The organism is Mycobacterium sp. MUNTM1, assembly GCF_054660795.1.
In genome coordinates this window covers 1-16,443 of record NZ_BAAGDE010000027.1, presented here as the reverse complement: position 1 = coordinate 16,443, position 16,443 = coordinate 1, and the positions used below count along the sequence as shown (strand labels likewise).

Here is a 16,443-nt window from a genome sequence, read left to right as displayed (position 1 = left end):
ACACCAAGGTTGGCGATATGACCGAGCGGAAGCGCACGAACACGCTCCGCCCGGTGCGTGAAGTGGCCGCACCCAAGCTCGAATTCCGCACCATCCACGGCTACAAGCGGGCCTACCGCATCGCCGGTTCCGGGCCGGCCATCCTGCTGATCCACGGCATCGGCGACAACTCCACCACGTGGAATGCCGTGCAGGCCAAGCTCGCCCAGCGTTTCACGGTGATCGCCCCGGATCTGCTGGGCCACGGGCAATCCGACAAGCCGCGCGCCGACTACTCGATCGCGGCGTACGCGAACGGGATGCGCGATTTGCTCAGCGTGCTCGACATCGAGCGGGTCACCATCATCGGCCACTCGCTCGGCGGCGGCGTGGCCATGCAATTCGCCTATCAATTCCCGCATTTGGTGGAACGACTCATTCTGGTGGGCGCCGGCGGCGTCACCAAGGACGTCAACTTCGTGCTGCGCTGGGCCTCGCTGCCGATGGGCAGCGAGGCGATCGCCCTGCTGCGGTTGCCGCTGGTGCTGCCGGCGGTTCAGGCCATGGGACGCGTGCTGGGCCTGGCGTTGGGCAGCACCGGGCTGGGTCGCGACCTGCCCAACGTGCTGCGGATCCTCGACGACCTGCCCGAACCGACGGCCTCCGCGGCGTTCAGCAGGACGCTGCGGGCGGTGGTGGATTGGCGTGGGCAGATCGTCACCATGCTCGACCGATGTTATCTGACCGAGGCCATTCCGGTGCAGATCGTCTGGGGCACAAAGGATGTGGTGGTTCCGGTCCGGCACGCGTGGATGGCGCATGCGGCGATGCCGGGCTCGCGTCTGGAAATCTTCGAAGGCTCCGGCCACTTCCCGTTTCACGACGACCCGGCGCGGTTCATCGACGTCGTCGAGCGTTTCATCGATTCCACCGACCCCGCCGAATACGACCAGGCCAGCCTCCGCGGCCTGCTCCGCACCGGCGGCGGGGAGCGGAAAGTCTCAGGTCCCGCTCCCACTCGCGTCGCGGTGCTCAACGCCATGGGGTCCGACGAGCGCAGCGCCACCTGATCACCTTGATCGATACGCCCGGACGCCGCGTCGTACAGTCGGGCCATGGGGATCGACGTGACGGTGTTGCGGGTGTTCACCGATTCGGACGGCAATTTCGGTAATCCGCTGGGTGTGGTCGAGGCCGGCCGGGTCGACGTCGCGGCCCGGCAGCGGCTGGCAACCCAATTGGGCTACAGCGAGACCGTTTTCGTCGGCCTTCCGGCCCCCGGCTCCGCCACGGCGCACGCCACCATCTACACGCCGCGAACCGAACTGCCGTTCGCCGGGCACCCGACCGTCGGCGCGACGTGGTGGCTGCGCGAGAACGGTTCGCCGATCAACACGCTGCAGGTGCCGGCCGGGATCGTGCAGGTGGGTTACGACGAACACCGCGCCAGCATCAACGCCCGCGCGGACTGGGCACCTGAATTCGCCCTGCACGAATTCGCTTCGGCTGACGAGGTTCTCGCCGCCGACCCGTCGGACTATCCCGACGACACCGCGCACTACCTGTGGGCCTGGACCGAGCGGGCGGCCGGGTCGTTGCGGTCGCGCATGTTCGCCGCCAACCTCGGTGTGGTCGAGGACGAGGCGACCGGTTCGGCGGCGATGCGGATCACCGATTACCTGAGCCAGAGCCTGCGGATCACCCAGGGCAAGGGCTCGGTCATCGAGACGACGTGGAGCGCCGAGGGCTGGGTCGGGGTGGCCGGGCGGGTCGTCAATGACGGTGTGCGACACCTGGACTGAGCGCGGCCGACGCCCTTGCGGTCAGCGCTGCCGGTGCAGCACCGCGGCGAGGTGGTCCTGCAGTGGTTGCCCGACCGCACCCATTTGCACCGTGTAGGAGAGCTTGTCGCCGTCGATGCGGAAGGAACGCCCAAGCGCCGTCACCTCTTTGGCGCTGGGCGTCAGCCCGACCGTCGTCGTCGACATCTGCATTTCGATGAGCTCGCCGGTGACCGAATAGGTGCCGACCTCGATTTCGGTGATGCCGCTTGGATGCGCCAGCACCAGTTCGACGTGACCCGGCTGAGGCACGCGAAGATAACCGGTTTCGGCGTGCAACGGCTTGCCGTCGGCTACCGCCCTGGTTTTCTGCCCGTAGGCCAGAAACGGCTTACCGACGTGGCCGAACACCACTTCTTCGAGATAGTCGAAGGGCGCTATCGTCGGGTACTTACCCGAACCCTGCCCGGTCCAGGTCCCAAGGAGCGGGGCCAGCGCCGCAAGGTCGGGATGCAAGTCAGGGGGCATGGAACCGAGCCTAGGCCGGGACGACCCGACGCCTTCCGTCAGCCCGGGGTCGCCACCCCGCGGTGATCGCGCAGCGCCTGGATCTCGCGTTCGAAATCGTCGGCGGACTCAAACGACCGGTACACGGAGGCGAACCGCAGGTAGGCCACCTCGTCGAGGTCGCGCAGCGGCCCCAGGATGGCAAGGCCGACCTCGTGGCTGGGGACCTCGGGCGAGCCCGCGGCGCGCACGGTGTCTTCGACCTGCTGGGCCAGCAGATTCAGGGCGTCGTCGTCGACCTGGCGCCCCTGGCAGGCCCGGCGGACGCCGCTGATGACCTTCTCCCTGCTGAACGGTTCGGTGACGCCGCTGCGCTTGACCACCGCCAGGACCGCAGTCTCCACGGTGGTGAAACGTCGCCCGCATTCTGGACAGGATCGGCGGCGCCGGATGGCCTGCCCCTCATCGGTTTCGCGCGAGTCGATCACCCGGGAGTCGGGATGGCGGCAGAACGGACAGTGCATGACCGCTCCTTCATCGCGCCGACAAGGTACCGCTGGACTTTGAGCGTACCCGCGCGCTGACCTGCACGGCTAACGGAGCCGCCGGGCCGGCACAACGGTTGTCAGCCGACCGGAGCGATCAGGGTCTGGCCCGCCATCAGGTTGGGCGAGTGCAGATCGTTGAGTTCGCGGATGCGGTCGGCGACCTGGGTGGTCGGCGCGTCGGGCGCCACCCGGTGAGCGAAGTCCTGAAGCGACTCCCCCGCATCGACGCGGACGACGGCGAGCCGGTCCGGAACGTGGGCCGCCGAGTTAGTGGAGTCGCCGTTGAGCACCTGGCCGACGTTCGCGACGAGACCCAGCCACAGCGTGATCGCCCCGGCAGCCAGCGCCAATCCGAGGGTGGACGCCCAGGTCGTGGCGCGCCTGCGGTGCGGAGCGACCGACCTTGCCACCCCGGTGCCGTGGTAGCGCGTCGCCGCGCCCACCGGCCGCGATGGCGCGGGCCTGCGGGACCTGGCCAGGCCGTCCCGCCCGTAGCGAGCACCCTGGACGGGTCCGTTGATCGGGCGCCGAAGACTGCTGGTACGCGGCGCGGGCGTGTGGATGACTGTCATCTTCGTTCCTCCGGTCAACTAGCTCTCGCTCGTGTGTTCGACACTAATCGCTTGTATGTTCGAAACCGAACATTTGAGCGAAGCGTGTCGCACGAGCAAACGCTAGATCACACCACCGACAAGTTCGTCGGCCTCTAGCATTGTCACGAGGCACAAATACCCGATATCTCGAAGAGTTACACATTTGTGATTCACCCGACTCCGGCCTTTTCCCGGGGGTGTCCGGACGGCGCGACACGCTACTCGAACACATGTTTGATTCTTGTCCGCGGTGCGGCTACATTCAGTGCCATGGGCGACAGCAACGACATCTCATCGGCCGGCCCCGAGGGTCGGTTGCACTCCGTGGACTCCTCGCTGACCGAACGGCAGCGCACCATCCTGAATGTCATCCGCGCCTCGGTCACCAACCGCGGCTACCCGCCGAGCATCCGCGAGATCGGGGACGCCGTCGGCCTGACGTCGACATCGTCGGTGGCGCACCAGCTGCGCACCCTGGAGCGCAAGGGATACCTGCGCCGCGACCCCAACCGCCCGCGGGCCGTCGATGTCCGCGGGGCCGACGACGACGTGGCGGCGCCCGCCACCGAGGTGGCCGGCTCGGACGCCCTGCCGGAGCCCACGTTCGTGCCGGTGCTCGGGCGCATCGCGGCCGGCGGACCCATCCTCGCCGAGGAGGCCGTCGAGGACGTCTTTCCCCTGCCGCGCGAATTGGTCGGCGAGGGAACGCTTTTCCTGCTCAAGGTGGTCGGTGACTCGATGGTCGAGGCCGCGATCTGTGACGGCGACTGGGTGGTGGTCCGTCAGCAGAACGTCGCCGACAACGGCGACATCGTCGCGGCGATGCTGGACGGCGAGGCCACCGTCAAGACGTTCAAACGCGCCGGCGGTCAGGTGTGGCTGATGCCGCACAACCCGGCATTCGACCCGATCCCCGGCAACGACGCGAGCGTGCTGGGCAAGGTCGTCACGGTCATCCGCAAGGTCTGAGGCGGCGGCGCACCGAGTCAGTCGGCCCGGGTGAACCCGTTGGCCTGAGCGACTTCTTCGCTGGACAGCCAGATTTCGGCGAGCGTGTCCCTGTACAGGTCGCTGCCCGGCGTGTAATACAGGCCGTAGCGTGCGCTCGCCTTGATCGGGTAGCCGTCGGGCGCCTGGTACGGGTCGTCGAGCGGCAGGTGGATCGTGGGTCGCCCGTCCGGGCCCGCCAGGCCGTTCTCCGAGGCGTCCTCGGCATCCGCGGCGGCGTGCCGACCGCTTCGTGCCTGCGTCCCCGCCGCGACCGCGGCCTCCGCCACGTCGGCGTTCGCCGGCGTGTCCGCTGCGGGCTCGACGTCGGGCTCCGGCGCCGCGAGGTCAGCGTACTCGTCCTCGGGCTCGGCGGCTTCCAGGGCGCCGGTCACCGCGTCGCTGTCCGGCGGGGTGTGCGGGACGGCGACGTCGGGATACTCGTCGTCCGGATACACCTCCTCGGCGTAGCCGGCGTCGGGGTCCTCGGCGTCGACGTAGGCGGCGTCGTCCGCCGTCTCGGGCTCGGCGACGTCGGGAACGGCGTCGGTGTAGTCGGTGTAGTCGGTGTAGTCGGCTCCGGCGTCGGAGTACTCGGCCTCCGACAGCATCTCCTCGGAGACCACCGGGATGGAGTCGGTGTCGACGGTGTCGGGATCTTCGTCGGTGAACCCGTAGTCGCTTTCGGCGGGGACCTGACGCTGCCAGCTGACCCGCCCGGCGTCGGGTTCCGGGTCGGGCTGGTGCGGCGCGCTGAGCGTGAACGCCTCGGCGTCGTGGTCGGATTCGTCGTGTCCCCAGCGTTCGTCGGCGCCGTAGCCGAAGTCCCCGCGGTGGTCCGGTGCGTAGCCGATGGCGTCCTCGCGGCCGGGCCGGCGCCGCCGCCGGGCGAACAGCATCCACACCAGCAGCACCAGCAACGCCAGCACCGGAATGGCGACCATCAGCCACCACCAGTGCCAGGCGAACTTCTTCGGATGCGCCGGCATGGCCGAATTGCTCGGCTGGTTCTGACCGGACACCTGCAGGCCGGACAGCAGCGGCGCGAGGTTGGCCGGTTCCGTGCTGAACGTGTTCTTCGCGCGGTTCCACGAAATCTTGCCGCCGGTGAACTGCTGCGAAATCACGTCACCGTTCACGGCCTGGTCGCCGACGGGCGCGCCGAGTTTGCCGGCGGGGGCGCGCAGCTTGTCCCACGCGGCCTTCATCGCCCCGCGCACCACGAACGCGCCGCGGTCGGACGTCCAGAAGATGACCGGCTTGTCGGCCGCGGAGAAGGTGACGATGCGGCTGGAAGTCCCTATGCCGCCGTCGGTTTCGTTGCTGGTGGGGAACCCCAGGTCGCTGCCGACCGGCCCGCCCAGCGACTCGTACTTGGCCAGGATGTCGCTCTCGACGGCGTTCGCACCGGTGGCCGGGGTGAAGAAGACCTTGCCGCCGGCGAAGTTCTGGGCGATTCCGTCAGCGCCGACTGAATACTGCCCGCCCTGCTTGGCGCCCAAGGGTCCCGTGGGTCCGCCGGCCGCGCGCCAGGCCGTGTTGATCGCCGCGGTGGGATCGATCGCCACCTGCAGGCCCTTCAACTGGTCGGCCAGCGCAGGCGGTTCGGTGGTGAACTGCTTCGTCTGCCGGTTCCACGAGACCTGCCCACCGCTGAACTTCTGCGAGGACACCTCGCCGTTGTAGGTCTCGTCGCCGACCGGCACGCCGAGAACGCCACCCGAGCTCCCCAGCTTGTCCCAGGCGGTGTTCATGGCGCCGCGCACCACAAACGGGCCGTGCTCGGGCGTCCAGAAGATCACCGGCTTGTCGCTGGCCGAGAAGGTGACCACCCGGCTGTCCGGGCCGGACAGGCCGGGCACCTCGTTGATCGCCGGGAAACCCAGGTCGCTGCCGGCCGGCCCGCCGAGCTGCTCGTACTTGTCCAGGACCGGCCCGTAGGCGAATTTGGCCCCGGTGGCCGGGGTGAAGAACATCTTGCCGCCGTCGAAGTCCAGGACGAAACCATCCCCGACCGGGTACACGTCGCCCTTGCGGGCGCCCAGCGGCGAGGTGTCGCCGCCAGCCTTGTCCCATGCGGCCATCATCGCCGCCTCGGCGTCGCCGATCGGACTCGCTACCGCGGTGGGGGCCAGCAACACGGCGACCAGTGCTGTGGTCGTCAAGCTGACCAGCGCGCTTCCGATCAGCTTGCGCATGTGACCTCTCTGCACCTTCACCAAGCCTTCCAAACCGGCGGATATGGCTCTATCTGCGGCTATGCCCTTACCTGCATAACCGGCGAGCAGGCGGTCCTTGCGCGGAGAATGGACCCGCGCAGGATCAGCCTTATCGCCGGGCTCGCATAACTTTGCTCCAGCCAACAAGAAATGCGAAGTCAAATCACGAATTTTACAAAAACGGATACCACACCGATGTCGAAATGATGCGCGCCCATGGCCCAATCGCGACCGTTGCGGCAACGTTCGCGCGCCGTTGCGGATATCGCGCCAATAGGCGCGGGAACGCGGGACGGAGTAATGCCGCCGGACCGCCGACTCGCACACCGGAATTCCGTCGGTCGCGGCCGCGCAGGGCGTACGAGCCGTCGCCGATGCCGCGATCCCGGCCTGACCAGGCGTGATGACGCGATCCGCACACCCGAGATACCGACAGTGCGGGAGCCACCGGAGCATTCACGCTCTACCCGACGCGACGAACCGACCGCGCATCGGTGAGTCTGATCGCTCACCGGCAATAGCGCCGCGCGAGCCGACCGGCGAATGTGCGCCGCGCCGTTTATCTCGGGCGCGGCCGTTATCCAGCAAACGAAACGCTATACGCCGAGGCTGCGGCCGATGATTTCCTTCATGATCTCGGTCGTGCCGCCGTAGATGGTCTGCACCCGGGCGTCCAGATAGGCACGGGCAACGGGGTATTCGCGCATGTAGCCGTAACCCCCGTGCAGTTGCAGGCAGCGGTCGATCAGGTGCACCTGCTTTTCGGTGCAGTACCACTTGGCCATCGCGGCCTGTTCGGCGGTCAGCTTGTGGTCCAGGTGCAGGCGGACGAACTCGTCGACCATCATGCGGACCACGGTCGCCTCCGTCGCCAGCTCGGCGAGCACGAAGCGGCTGTTCTGGAAGCTGCCGATCGGCTTGCCGAATGCCTTGCGCTCCTTGGTGTATTCCAGGGTCTGCTCCAGCACCTGCTCCATGGCCGCGGCCGCCATGATGGCGATCGAGATGCGTTCCTGGGGCAGGTTCTGCATCAAGTAGATGAATCCCATGCCCTCCTGGCCCAGCAGGTTTTCGGCCGGCACGTGCACGTCGGTGAAGGACAGCTCGGCCGTGTCCTGGGCGTCCAGCCCGATCTTGTCCAGGTGGCGACCGCGCTCGAAGCCCTCCATGCCGCGCTCGACGGCCAGCAGCGAGAAGCCCTGCGCGCCCTTTTCCGGGTCCGTCTGCGCGACCACGATCACCAGATCGGAATTGATTCCGTTGGTGATGAACGTCTTTGAGCCGTTGAGCACGTAGTGGTCGCCCTGCTTGACCGCACGGGTCTTGATGCCCTGCAGGTCGCTACCGGTCCCCGGCTCGGTCATCGCGATCGCCGTAATCAGCTCTCCGGTGCAGAATTTCGGCAGCCAGCGCTGCTTCTGCTCCTCGGTGGCCAGGGCCAGCAGGTACGGCGCAACGATGTCGTTGTGCAGGCCGAAACCGATGCCGCTGTAGCGGCCGGTGGTGGTCTCCTCGGTGATGATCGTGTTGTACCGGAAGTCCGGGTTGCCGCCGCCGCCGTACTCCTCGGGCACCGCCATGCCCAGGAAGCCCTGCTTGCCGGCCTCCAGCCAGACGCCGCGGTCGACGATCTTCGCCTTCTCCCACTCGTCGTGGTAGGGCGCGACGTGGCGCTCCAAAAAGCCCCGGTAGGACTCACGGAACAGGTCGTGCTCTGGCTCGAAAAGCGTGCGCTGGTATTTGATGGCGCTGCTCATGGAAAGACCTCCGGCGACTGGGGATTCTGCAGCCCAAGATATACCAACCGGACGGTTGGTAGACAGACGGCGGGGTCGCCTACATTCGCCTCGCGGGGGTCGGACGGGCCTTGCGCTGCACGGATCGCCCTGAACCCGGGGCGAACCGGGCGCTCACTGGGCGGAGAACTCGCGCAGCCGGCCGGCCAGCGCCACCGGAACCCGGGCCCTGATGCGGGTGCCCTCGGCGTTGTGCTCCTCCTGCTGCACGCGCCCGTGCGCGTGCAGGCGGGCCACCAGGTCGCCGCGGTGGTACGGGATCACCACGTCGACGGCGGTGTCGGCGGGGATGGCGAGCTCGGCGATACGGCGGCGCAGGGCGTCGATGCCGTCGCCGGTGCGCGCGGACACGAACATGGCGCCCGGCAGGGCGTGGCGAAGCTTGGCCAGCGTCAGATCGCTTGCGGCGTCGACCTTGTTCACCACCACCAGCTCCTGGGGTGCGTCGCCGTCGTGGTCGGTCCCGTAATCGGCGACGACTTCGGAGATGACCTGGCGGACCGCGTTGATCTGCGCCAGCGGGTTGACGTCTGAGCCGTCGACGACGTGCACCAGCAGATCGGCGTCCACGACCTCTTCGAGCGTGGAGCGGAATGCCTCGACCAGCTGGGTGGGCAGGTGCCGGACGAATCCGACGGTGTCGGTCAGCACGAACGCGCGGCCGTCCTCGAACTCGGCGCGCCGGGTGGTGGGCTCCAGGGTGGCGAACAGCGCGTCCTGTACCAGCACCCCGGCCCCGGTCAGCGCGTTGAGCAGGCTCGACTTGCCGGCATTGGTGTAGCCGACGATGGCGATCGCGGGCAGGTCGCTGCGCACCCGCCGGCTGCGCTGGGTGTCGCGGACCTGCTTCATGTCTTTGATCTCGCGGCGCAGCTTGGCCATCCGCTCGCGGATGCGCCGCCGATCGGTCTCGATCTTGGTTTCACCGGGACCGCGCAGGCCCACGCCTCCCCCGCTGCCGCCGGCCCGGCCACCGGCCTGCCGGGACATCGATTCACCCCAGCCGCGCAGCCGCGGCAGCATGTATTCCATCTGGGCCAGCGCGACCTGCGCCTTGCCCTCCCGGCTGGTGGCGTGCTGGGCGAAGATGTCCAGAATCAGCGCGGTGCGGTCGATGACCTTGACCTTCACGGCCTTCTCCAGGGCGGTCAGCTGCGCCGGGGACAGCTCGCCGTCGCAGATGACGGTGTCGGCGCCGGTCGCCAGCACCACCTCCCGCAGTTCGGCCGCCTTACCCGAGCCGATGTAGGTCGACGGGTCGGGCTTGTCGCGGCGCTGGATCAGCCCCTCGAGCACCTCGGAGCCGGCGGTTTCGGCCAGGGCGGCGAGCTCGGCCATGCTGGCCTCGCTGTCCGCGGCGGTGCCGTCGGTCCACACGCCCACCAGGACGACCCGCTCGAGCCGGAGCTGGCGGTATTCGACTTCGGAGATGTCGGTGAGTTCGGTCGACAGGCCGGCGACGCGGCGCAGCGCAGACCGATCTTCGAGGGCGAGTTCACCCGTGCTGGGCTCCGGAATCACCGGAGCGTGATCACGAAATTCTGGTTCTGTCATAGGCAATACAAGATGATGCACGCGAAAACGGTGTCGTGCACCTGATTTAACGCTGCTGTGCGTGCCACCATTCCTCGCTGAGTTCTCCTTGGGCCACCAGTACGGACGGTCCGCGCAGGAAGCTGGTCGCCTCGGTGATGGTGACGACGACCTCGCCGCCGGGCACGAGAACGGTCAGGGCGCCGGTGGCCGCCCCGACATCGGCCAGCGCGGCGACCGCGGCCGCCACCGTTCCGGTGCCGCAGGAGCGCGTCTCGCCGACTCCGCGCTCGTGCACGCGCATGCGCACCGCGCCGTCGGCCAATGCGGTGATGATCTCGACGTTCACCCCGTCCGGGAACTGGGCGGCGTCGAAGCTCACCGGCGCGGCCACGTCCAGCGCGGCCAGGCCCTCGGCCGTCAGGTGTGGGTCGACGCAGGCCAGGTGCGGATTGCCCACGTCGACCGCCAGGCCGGAGAAGCGCCGGCCGCCCACGACCGCGTCGCCGGGGCCCAGCGTGTTGGCCTTGCCCATGTCGACGCTGATCTCGGCGGTGGTTGCGTCGGCGCGATGCACCGCGACCGGCCGCGGACCGGCCAGCGATCCGACCACGAATTCGTCGCGGGATTCCATGCCGCTGGCACGCAGGTAGTGCGCGAACACCCGCACGCCGTTGCCGCACATCTGGGCGACGGAGCCGTCGGCGTTGCGGTAGTCCATGTACCAGTCGCCGACGTTCACCCCGTCGGGCACCCGGTCGAGCACGCCGGCCGACAGCGCCGCGGCGGCGGTGGTGACCCGCAGCACCCCGTCGGCGCCCAGCCCGCGGCGCCGGTCGCACAGCGCGGCCACCCGCGCCCCGGTCAGGCGCAGCTCGGCCTGGGGGTCCGGCAGCACCACGAAGTCGTTCTGGGTGCCGTGGCCCTTCGCGAATTTCACCTGTTCAGGATACGTGGCGCCACGCCCGCACGGCGGCGTCGACGATCGCGGCGCCCTCGGACGCGTCGAGCCACCGCACCCGGTGATCGCGGCGGAACCAGGACCGCTGGCGCCGGACGTAGCGCCGGGTGCCGTAGAAGGTCTGCTCGCGCGCGTCTCGCAGTTGATCGGCGCCGGGGCCCGCCGGACCGCTCTGGTCGAGCGCCGTCAGCACCTGCGCGTAGCCCAGCGCCCGCGACGCGGTGACCCCGTCGCGCAGGCCCTTGTCCAGCAACGCGATCACCTCGCCGACCAGACCCTGGTCGAACATCGCGTCGGTGCGCCGGGCCAGGCGCTCGTCGAGAAGTGTTGTGTCGCAGTCTAATCCGACAATGGCGGTGTCCCATCTGGGGGCGGCGATCCGCGGCGCGGAAGCGGCGAACGGCTGGCCGGTCAGCTCGACCACTTCTAAGGCCCGCACCGTGCGCCGCGCGTCGGTGGGCAGGATGGACGCGGCCGCGGCGGGGTCGCGGCGGGCCAGCTCGGCGTGCAGCTCGCCGACCCCGATCTCGGCGAGCCGCCGCTCCCAGCGGGCGCGCACCGCGGGATCGGTGGCCGGAAACGACCAGTCGTCGAGCAGCGACTGGATGTAGAGCATGGAGCCGCCCACGATGACCGGCACCGCGCCGCGGCCCGCGATCGCTTCGACGTCGGCTGCGGCCGCGCCCTGGTAGCGGGCGACCGTCGCGGTCTCGGTGACATCGAGGACGTCGAGCTGGTGGTGCGGGATGCCGCGGCGGGCGTCGACGGGCAGCTTGGCGGTGCCGATGTCCATGCCGCGGTACAGCTGCATCGCGTCGGCATTGACGATCTCGGCGCGGGCGCCGAGTCGCTCGACGCGTTCCGCGAAGTCGAGGGCCAACTGCGACTTGCCGGTGCCGGTGGGGCCGATGATCGCCAGGGGGCGCACGGCCGTCACAGCTGCCAGGCGCCGGCGAAGTAGCCCACGCCGTAGGGCGCCCCGCGGTACAGCTCCTTGGCGGATCGGGGTCCGGGCTCGGCCACGCCGGCCAGCACCTGAAATGCGACCCGGCCGCGGATCTGCTCAGGCAGGCGGCGCAGCGCGGCGATGTCGCCGCCGCCCAGTGCGTCGTCGAGGGCCTGTTGCGCGTCGGCATTGTCCGGGTCGTATCCGCCGGGGGCGGCCGGCGTCAGCGTATTGGCTCCGTCGGCCACGACCAGCACCCCGACCGGCTCGGCCACCCGGTCGAGCTCGGCGCGCAGGCGCCTGCCCAGGCTCAGCGCGGTGCCGGCGTCGTGGTCGGTGCGGTAGACGCGGACCTGGGCGCTGGCATGCGGCTGCGCCTGGCCGCGCACCCACCCGGCGAGCAGCGCACAGACCGGGAGCGCCATCGGCGGGGCGGCCTCATCGGCCCGCGGGGAGAGCCGCACGCGGACGTCCGCGCCGAAACCCGCGAAGGTGCCCGCCGCGTCGGGCCCCAGCACGTCGTCGTCGGTTCCCGCCCCGATCACCACCCAGCGGTCGGGCAACAGCGCGGCCGCGGCAAGCGTCGCCGCGGCCAGATCGGCCACCTCGGCGACGGCCGCTCCGGCGAGTTCGGGGACAAGGACCGGCGCCGACGGGACGATCGCAATGGCGCTCAGCACGCCACCAAACTAACGCGACGGCCCGGCACTGGTGCGGCGTGCCGGGGCGGACGTCACCGGCGCAAGCTGTCCGCCACGACCAGGCGGTCACTGAAGGGGCCGAAGTCGTCGTCTTCGGTCATCTCCCGGGTCGGCATTTCTCGCGGGGCACCACCCGCCTTCTGCTCGGCCTGGTCGATGGTGGCGGCTTCGCCGCGGGCCAGCGCGATCGTCGCGATGATAACCACGGCGACCGCCCCGATCAGCACGAACGCCCTGGGGCCGCTGGCGTTCATCGTCTCGCCCAGCACCAGAACCCCGAGCAGGCCGGCGACCACCGGCTTGGCCACCGTCATGGTCGGCAGCGACGCGGTCAGCGCGCCGGCGCGGAAGGCCGACTGCTGGAAGATCATCCCGGCCAGGGCGACCAGCAGCCAGGGCACGAATTCCGGCGACGTCAGCACCGCCATCGGGCCGTTCTCGGCCATCTCGACGATGCCCTTGGTCAGCACCGCGAACAGCGCCAGTGAGGAACCCGCCACCACCGCGAGCAGCACGGCCGAGAACGGGCTGCCGGACCAGCGACGCGCCGCCACCACGCAGGCCACCAGGAGCGGGATCATCACCATGGCGACGATCAGCCAGGTTTGCAGGAGGCCGCGCTGCTGCCCGGCCGCCGGGTCGCCGACGATGATGACGACCGCCAGCGCGGCGGCCAGGATGAGCGCCCACCCCCATTCGCGGGGCTTCACCCGGTGATGGGCAAGCCGCGCGTAGATGGGCAGGGCGAACAGCAGCGCCGTCACCTGCAGCGCGGTCACCATGACGACCGAGCCCCACGCCAGGGCGGCGGCCTGCAGGCTGTAGTTGGTGATCGCGGCCAGCCCGCCCAGCCACCACCGGGTGTCCTTGAGCGACATGCGGAACAGCTCGAGGTGGCCCACCGGCTTGTCGGTGACCTCGTGGGCGGAGCGCTGCCGGACCACGTCGCCGACCGCCGATGCCAGCGCCGCGCAGAGAGCTAGTAACGCTGCGACATCAACTTTCGACATTCTCGACCCCTCCGCCTCACGACCGTCCGACCCAGCTTTCCCCGAGGCGCAGGTAAATACACGCACAATTTGCGTTCAGTTCAACTACAAATTCATGACGTTCCACACGTTGCTCACTGCGCCGCAGGTAACCGTTCAAGTAGTACTTCAACAACCTATGTAACGCGTGGGGTAACTCTAAGAGAACTACACAGGTAGCTGTGCGCGACGGCTAAGCCCGTTCGCTGCCAGGCCTTTTCACGCCTCGCCCGCCGCGCGCGATGGGATCAGCGTCACAACATCGGTTCGATCGTCCGGCGCGTCGTCGGCCGCGTTCAGGGACGCGGCCTCGCCCCGGGCCAGGGCGGCGGTCGCGACGACGACCATCACCACCGCCGCCACCAGGGCGATGACCGCGGGGCCCTTGGCACCGAGCGTCTCACCGAGCACGGTGACGCCCAGCACCGACGCGACCAGCGGCTCGGCCACCGTCATCGTCGGCAACGACGCGGTGAGCGCGCTGGCCCGAAACGCGGACTGCTGGAAGATCGTGCCGAGCACCGCGACCAGCAACCAGCCGTACAGTTCCGGGGTGCGCGCCAGCGCCCCCGGCCCGTCCGGCAGCACGTCGACCACCGCCTTGGTCAGCACCGCGAACAACGCCCACGACGACGCCGACACCAGCGCCAGCAGCACCGCGGCCAGCGGGCCCGACCACAGCCGCGCGCCCAGCACACAGAACGCCATCGCCGGCCCGATCACCATCGCGACCACCGCCCACGAATCCAGCGACGCCCGCTGGTAGCCGGCGGCCGGCTCGCCGACGGTGACGAAGACCGCCACCGCAGCCGCCAGCAGCACCGCCCACACCCACTCGCGGCGGCTCAACCGGTGCTTGGTCAGCCAGGCATAGACCGGCAGGGCGAACAGCAGCGCGGTCACCTGCAAGGCCTGCACCAGCACCACCGAACCCAGGCTCAGCGCCACGGCCTGCAGCGTGAAGCTGCCCACCGCCGCGATCCCACCCAGCCACCATCGGACGTCGCGCAACGACATCCGCAACAGCGCGAGGTGGCCCACCTGTTCGTCGGTGATTTCCTGCGCGGAGCGCTGCCGGATCACGTCGCCGACGCCCGACATCAGCGCGGCGATCAGCGCGAGGAGCGCGGCGATATCCACCTTGGCGATGGTGACCTCCCATCGACGTGCGGCTCGAGGAGAGCCGAAGACAACGCTCACCAGGGTTCGACGAACGCCGGGGCGGTGACGCGATAGCACGACCGTACCCGCCCGCGCGCAGGGCGCGCCGGTGCCGCGCGGCCGCCGGGCCGCCGGGAATGGCAAGGTGGCGGCGCGTGCCAGAACAAGCTGCTTGAATATCGTTAAGCAGCTGTTGGAGAACCATCCGACAGAGGCAGGAGACGGTGCCGCTACGCGCGGCAGGCGCGCGGGACACGGACCGCGCGGAAGGGTTGTGAAAGGGTAGTGACGAGCGCATGACGGCTGACGAGCCTCGCGACGATTCAGCTCGGCCCGCGCCGCGCCCGGGACCGCGACCCGGTCCCCGGCCGACACCGCGGCCTACCACCGCGCACCCGCTGGTGGTGCCGCCGCCCAGCGATCCGCACCAGTTCGGGCGCGTGGACGACGACGGCACGGTATGGCTGATCAGCTCCGCCGGCGAGCGCATCGTCGGCTCCTGGCAGGCCGGCGATCGCGAGGCGGCGTTCGCTCACTTCGGCCGGCGCTTCGACGACCTGGCCACCGAGGTCACCCTGATGGAGGAGCGCCTGGCCTCCGGGTCCGGTGACGCGCGCAAGATCAAGGCGCACGCGGCCGAGCTGGCCGAGACGCTGCCGACGGCGGCCGTGCTGGGCGATGTCGAGGCGCTGGCGGGCCGGTTGGCCACGATCGCCGAGCACGCCGAGGCGGCCGTCGCAGCGGAGCGCTCCCGGCGTGAGGAGCACCGCGCCACCCAGACCGCCCGCAAGGAGGCGCTCGCCGCGGAGGCCGAGGAGTTGGCCGCCAACTCGACGCAGTGGAAGGCCGCGGGTGACCGGTTCCGCGCGATCCTCGACGAGTGGAAGACGATCAGCGGGGTGGACCGCAAGGTCGATGACGCGCTGTGGAGGCGCTACTCCGCGGCCCGGGAGGCGTTCAACCGGCGGCGGGGATCGCACTTCGCGGAGCTGGACCGGGAGCGCTCGGGGATTCGCCAGGCCAAGGAACGCCTGTGCGAGCGTGCCGAAGCGCTGTCCGACTCGACCGACTGGACCGCCACCAGCGCCGAGTTCCGCAAGCTGCTGACCGAATGGAAGGCGGCCGGGCGGGCGACCCGTGAGGTCGACGACGCCCTGTGGCGGCGCTTCAAGGCAGCCCAGGACGTGTTCTTCACCGCCCGCAACGCGGTGACGGCCGAGAAGGACGCGGAGTTCCGGGCCAACGCGACCGCGAAAGAGGCGCTGCTGGCCGAGGCGGAGAAGCTGGACACCAGCAACCACGAGGCCGCCCGCGCGGCGCTGCGCACGATCACCGACAAGTGGGACGCGATCGGCAAGGTCCCGCGCGAGCGCTCCGCCGAGTTGGAGCGCCGGCTGCGCGCGGTCGAGAAGAAGGTGCGCGACGCCGGCGACACGGGCTGGGCCGACCCGCAGGCGCAGGCCCGGGCCGAGCAGTTCCAGGCCCGCGCCGAGCAATACGAACAACAGGCGCAGAAGGCCGCGGCCGCGGGCCGGACCAAGGAAGCCGAAGAAGCCAAGGCCAACGCCGAGCAGTGGCGACAGTGGGCGCAGGCGGCCGTCGAGGCGCTGACCCGCAAGCCCTAGCTGTACTCGGCTAAGACGTTGTTGACAGTCGGCTGATCGGAGGGTGGCCTCCGAGTGCTGAGTGGCGTCGTTGATTGT

The 16,443-nt window shown here is 69.6% G+C and carries 15 protein-coding genes; 4 read left to right on the top strand and 11 right to left on the bottom strand.

Going from position 1 to position 16,443, the window contains the following annotated elements; all coding sequences use genetic code 11:
* Positions 1-17 precede the first annotated feature (17 nt).
* Both ACYQ8K_RS16500 and ACYQ8K_RS16495 read left to right on the top strand, forming a co-directional pair.
* The gene (locus ACYQ8K_RS16500) at positions 18-1,049 is read left to right on the top strand and encodes an alpha/beta fold hydrolase (protein WP_459970555.1); all 1,032 of its coding nucleotides are present in this window, start codon (positions 18-20) and stop codon (positions 1,047-1,049) included.
* A 45-nt stretch (positions 1,050-1,094) separates the two neighbouring features.
* Positions 1,095-1,781 (top strand): PhzF family phenazine biosynthesis protein, encoded by a 687-nt coding sequence (locus ACYQ8K_RS16495; RefSeq protein ID WP_459970554.1) that lies wholly within the window; start codon positions 1,095-1,097, stop codon positions 1,779-1,781.
* 21 nt (positions 1,782-1,802) lie between these two features.
* Here the strand turns inward: ACYQ8K_RS16495 and ACYQ8K_RS16490 are convergent, their stop codons facing one another.
* From ACYQ8K_RS16490 to ACYQ8K_RS16480, 3 genes are all read right to left on the bottom strand, one after another.
* Positions 1,803-2,288, bottom strand: a complete 486-nt coding sequence (locus ACYQ8K_RS16490) for a peroxynitrite isomerase (protein WP_459970552.1) — start codon at positions 2,286-2,288, stop codon at positions 1,803-1,805.
* A gap of 38 nt (positions 2,289-2,326) precedes the next feature.
* Entirely contained in the window at positions 2,327-2,791 is a 465-nt protein-coding gene (gene nrdR, locus ACYQ8K_RS16485; RefSeq protein ID WP_083063831.1) for a transcriptional regulator NrdR, read from the bottom strand.
* 101 nt (positions 2,792-2,892) lie between these two features.
* Complete coding sequence (locus ACYQ8K_RS16480) at positions 2,893-3,387, bottom strand: LysM peptidoglycan-binding domain-containing protein (protein WP_459970550.1); 495 nt, start codon at positions 3,385-3,387, stop codon at positions 2,893-2,895.
* A 291-nt stretch (positions 3,388-3,678) separates the two neighbouring features.
* Here ACYQ8K_RS16480 and lexA point away from each other — a divergent pair, with 291 nt between their 5' ends.
* Positions 3,679-4,377, top strand: a complete 699-nt coding sequence (gene lexA / locus ACYQ8K_RS16475) for a transcriptional repressor LexA (RefSeq protein ID WP_459970548.1) — start codon at positions 3,679-3,681, stop codon at positions 4,375-4,377.
* Positions 4,378-4,394: 17 nt separating this feature from the next.
* On the opposite strand, the gene ACYQ8K_RS16470 is transcribed toward lexA, so the two are convergent.
* The 8 genes from ACYQ8K_RS16470 to ACYQ8K_RS16435 form a co-directional block, all read right to left on the bottom strand.
* Positions 4,395-6,593 (bottom strand): LGFP repeat-containing protein, encoded by a 2,199-nt coding sequence (locus ACYQ8K_RS16470; protein WP_459970547.1) that lies wholly within the window; start codon positions 6,591-6,593, stop codon positions 4,395-4,397.
* Between the two features lie 617 nt (positions 6,594-7,210).
* Entirely contained in the window at positions 7,211-8,371 is a 1,161-nt protein-coding gene (locus ACYQ8K_RS16465; RefSeq protein WP_459970545.1) for an acyl-CoA dehydrogenase family protein, read from the bottom strand.
* Positions 8,372-8,524: 153 nt separating this feature from the next.
* Positions 8,525-9,964, bottom strand: a complete 1,440-nt coding sequence (hflX, locus tag ACYQ8K_RS16460; RefSeq protein WP_459970543.1) for a GTPase HflX — start codon at positions 9,962-9,964, stop codon at positions 8,525-8,527.
* Between the two features lie 46 nt (positions 9,965-10,010).
* Positions 10,011-10,883 carry a diaminopimelate epimerase gene (gene dapF / locus ACYQ8K_RS16455; RefSeq protein ID WP_459970542.1) on the bottom strand — a complete coding sequence of 291 codons (873 nt, stop codon included), beginning with the start codon at positions 10,881-10,883 and terminating at the stop codon, positions 10,011-10,013.
* Between the two features lie 4 nt (positions 10,884-10,887).
* Positions 10,888-11,832: a tRNA (adenosine(37)-N6)-dimethylallyltransferase MiaA gene (gene miaA, locus ACYQ8K_RS16450; RefSeq protein WP_459970671.1), complete on the bottom strand. Its 945-nt coding sequence runs from the start codon at positions 11,830-11,832 to the stop codon at positions 10,888-10,890.
* 5 nt (positions 11,833-11,837) lie between these two features.
* Positions 11,838-12,530: a class III extradiol ring-cleavage dioxygenase family protein gene (locus ACYQ8K_RS16445; protein WP_459970540.1), complete on the bottom strand. Its 693-nt coding sequence runs from the start codon at positions 12,528-12,530 to the stop codon at positions 11,838-11,840.
* 53 nt (positions 12,531-12,583) lie between these two features.
* Positions 12,584-13,561, bottom strand: a complete 978-nt coding sequence (locus ACYQ8K_RS16440) for a DMT family transporter (protein ID WP_459970539.1) — start codon at positions 13,559-13,561, stop codon at positions 12,584-12,586.
* A gap of 237 nt (positions 13,562-13,798) precedes the next feature.
* The gene (locus ACYQ8K_RS16435) at positions 13,799-14,728 is read right to left on the bottom strand and encodes a DMT family transporter (protein ID WP_459970669.1); all 930 of its coding nucleotides are present in this window, start codon (positions 14,726-14,728) and stop codon (positions 13,799-13,801) included.
* A gap of 308 nt (positions 14,729-15,036) precedes the next feature.
* Here ACYQ8K_RS16435 and ACYQ8K_RS16430 point away from each other — a divergent pair, with 308 nt between their 5' ends.
* Positions 15,037-16,365 (top strand): DUF349 domain-containing protein, encoded by a 1,329-nt coding sequence (locus ACYQ8K_RS16430; protein ID WP_459970537.1) that lies wholly within the window; start codon positions 15,037-15,039, stop codon positions 16,363-16,365.
* The last annotated feature ends 78 nt before the right edge of the window (positions 16,366-16,443 follow it).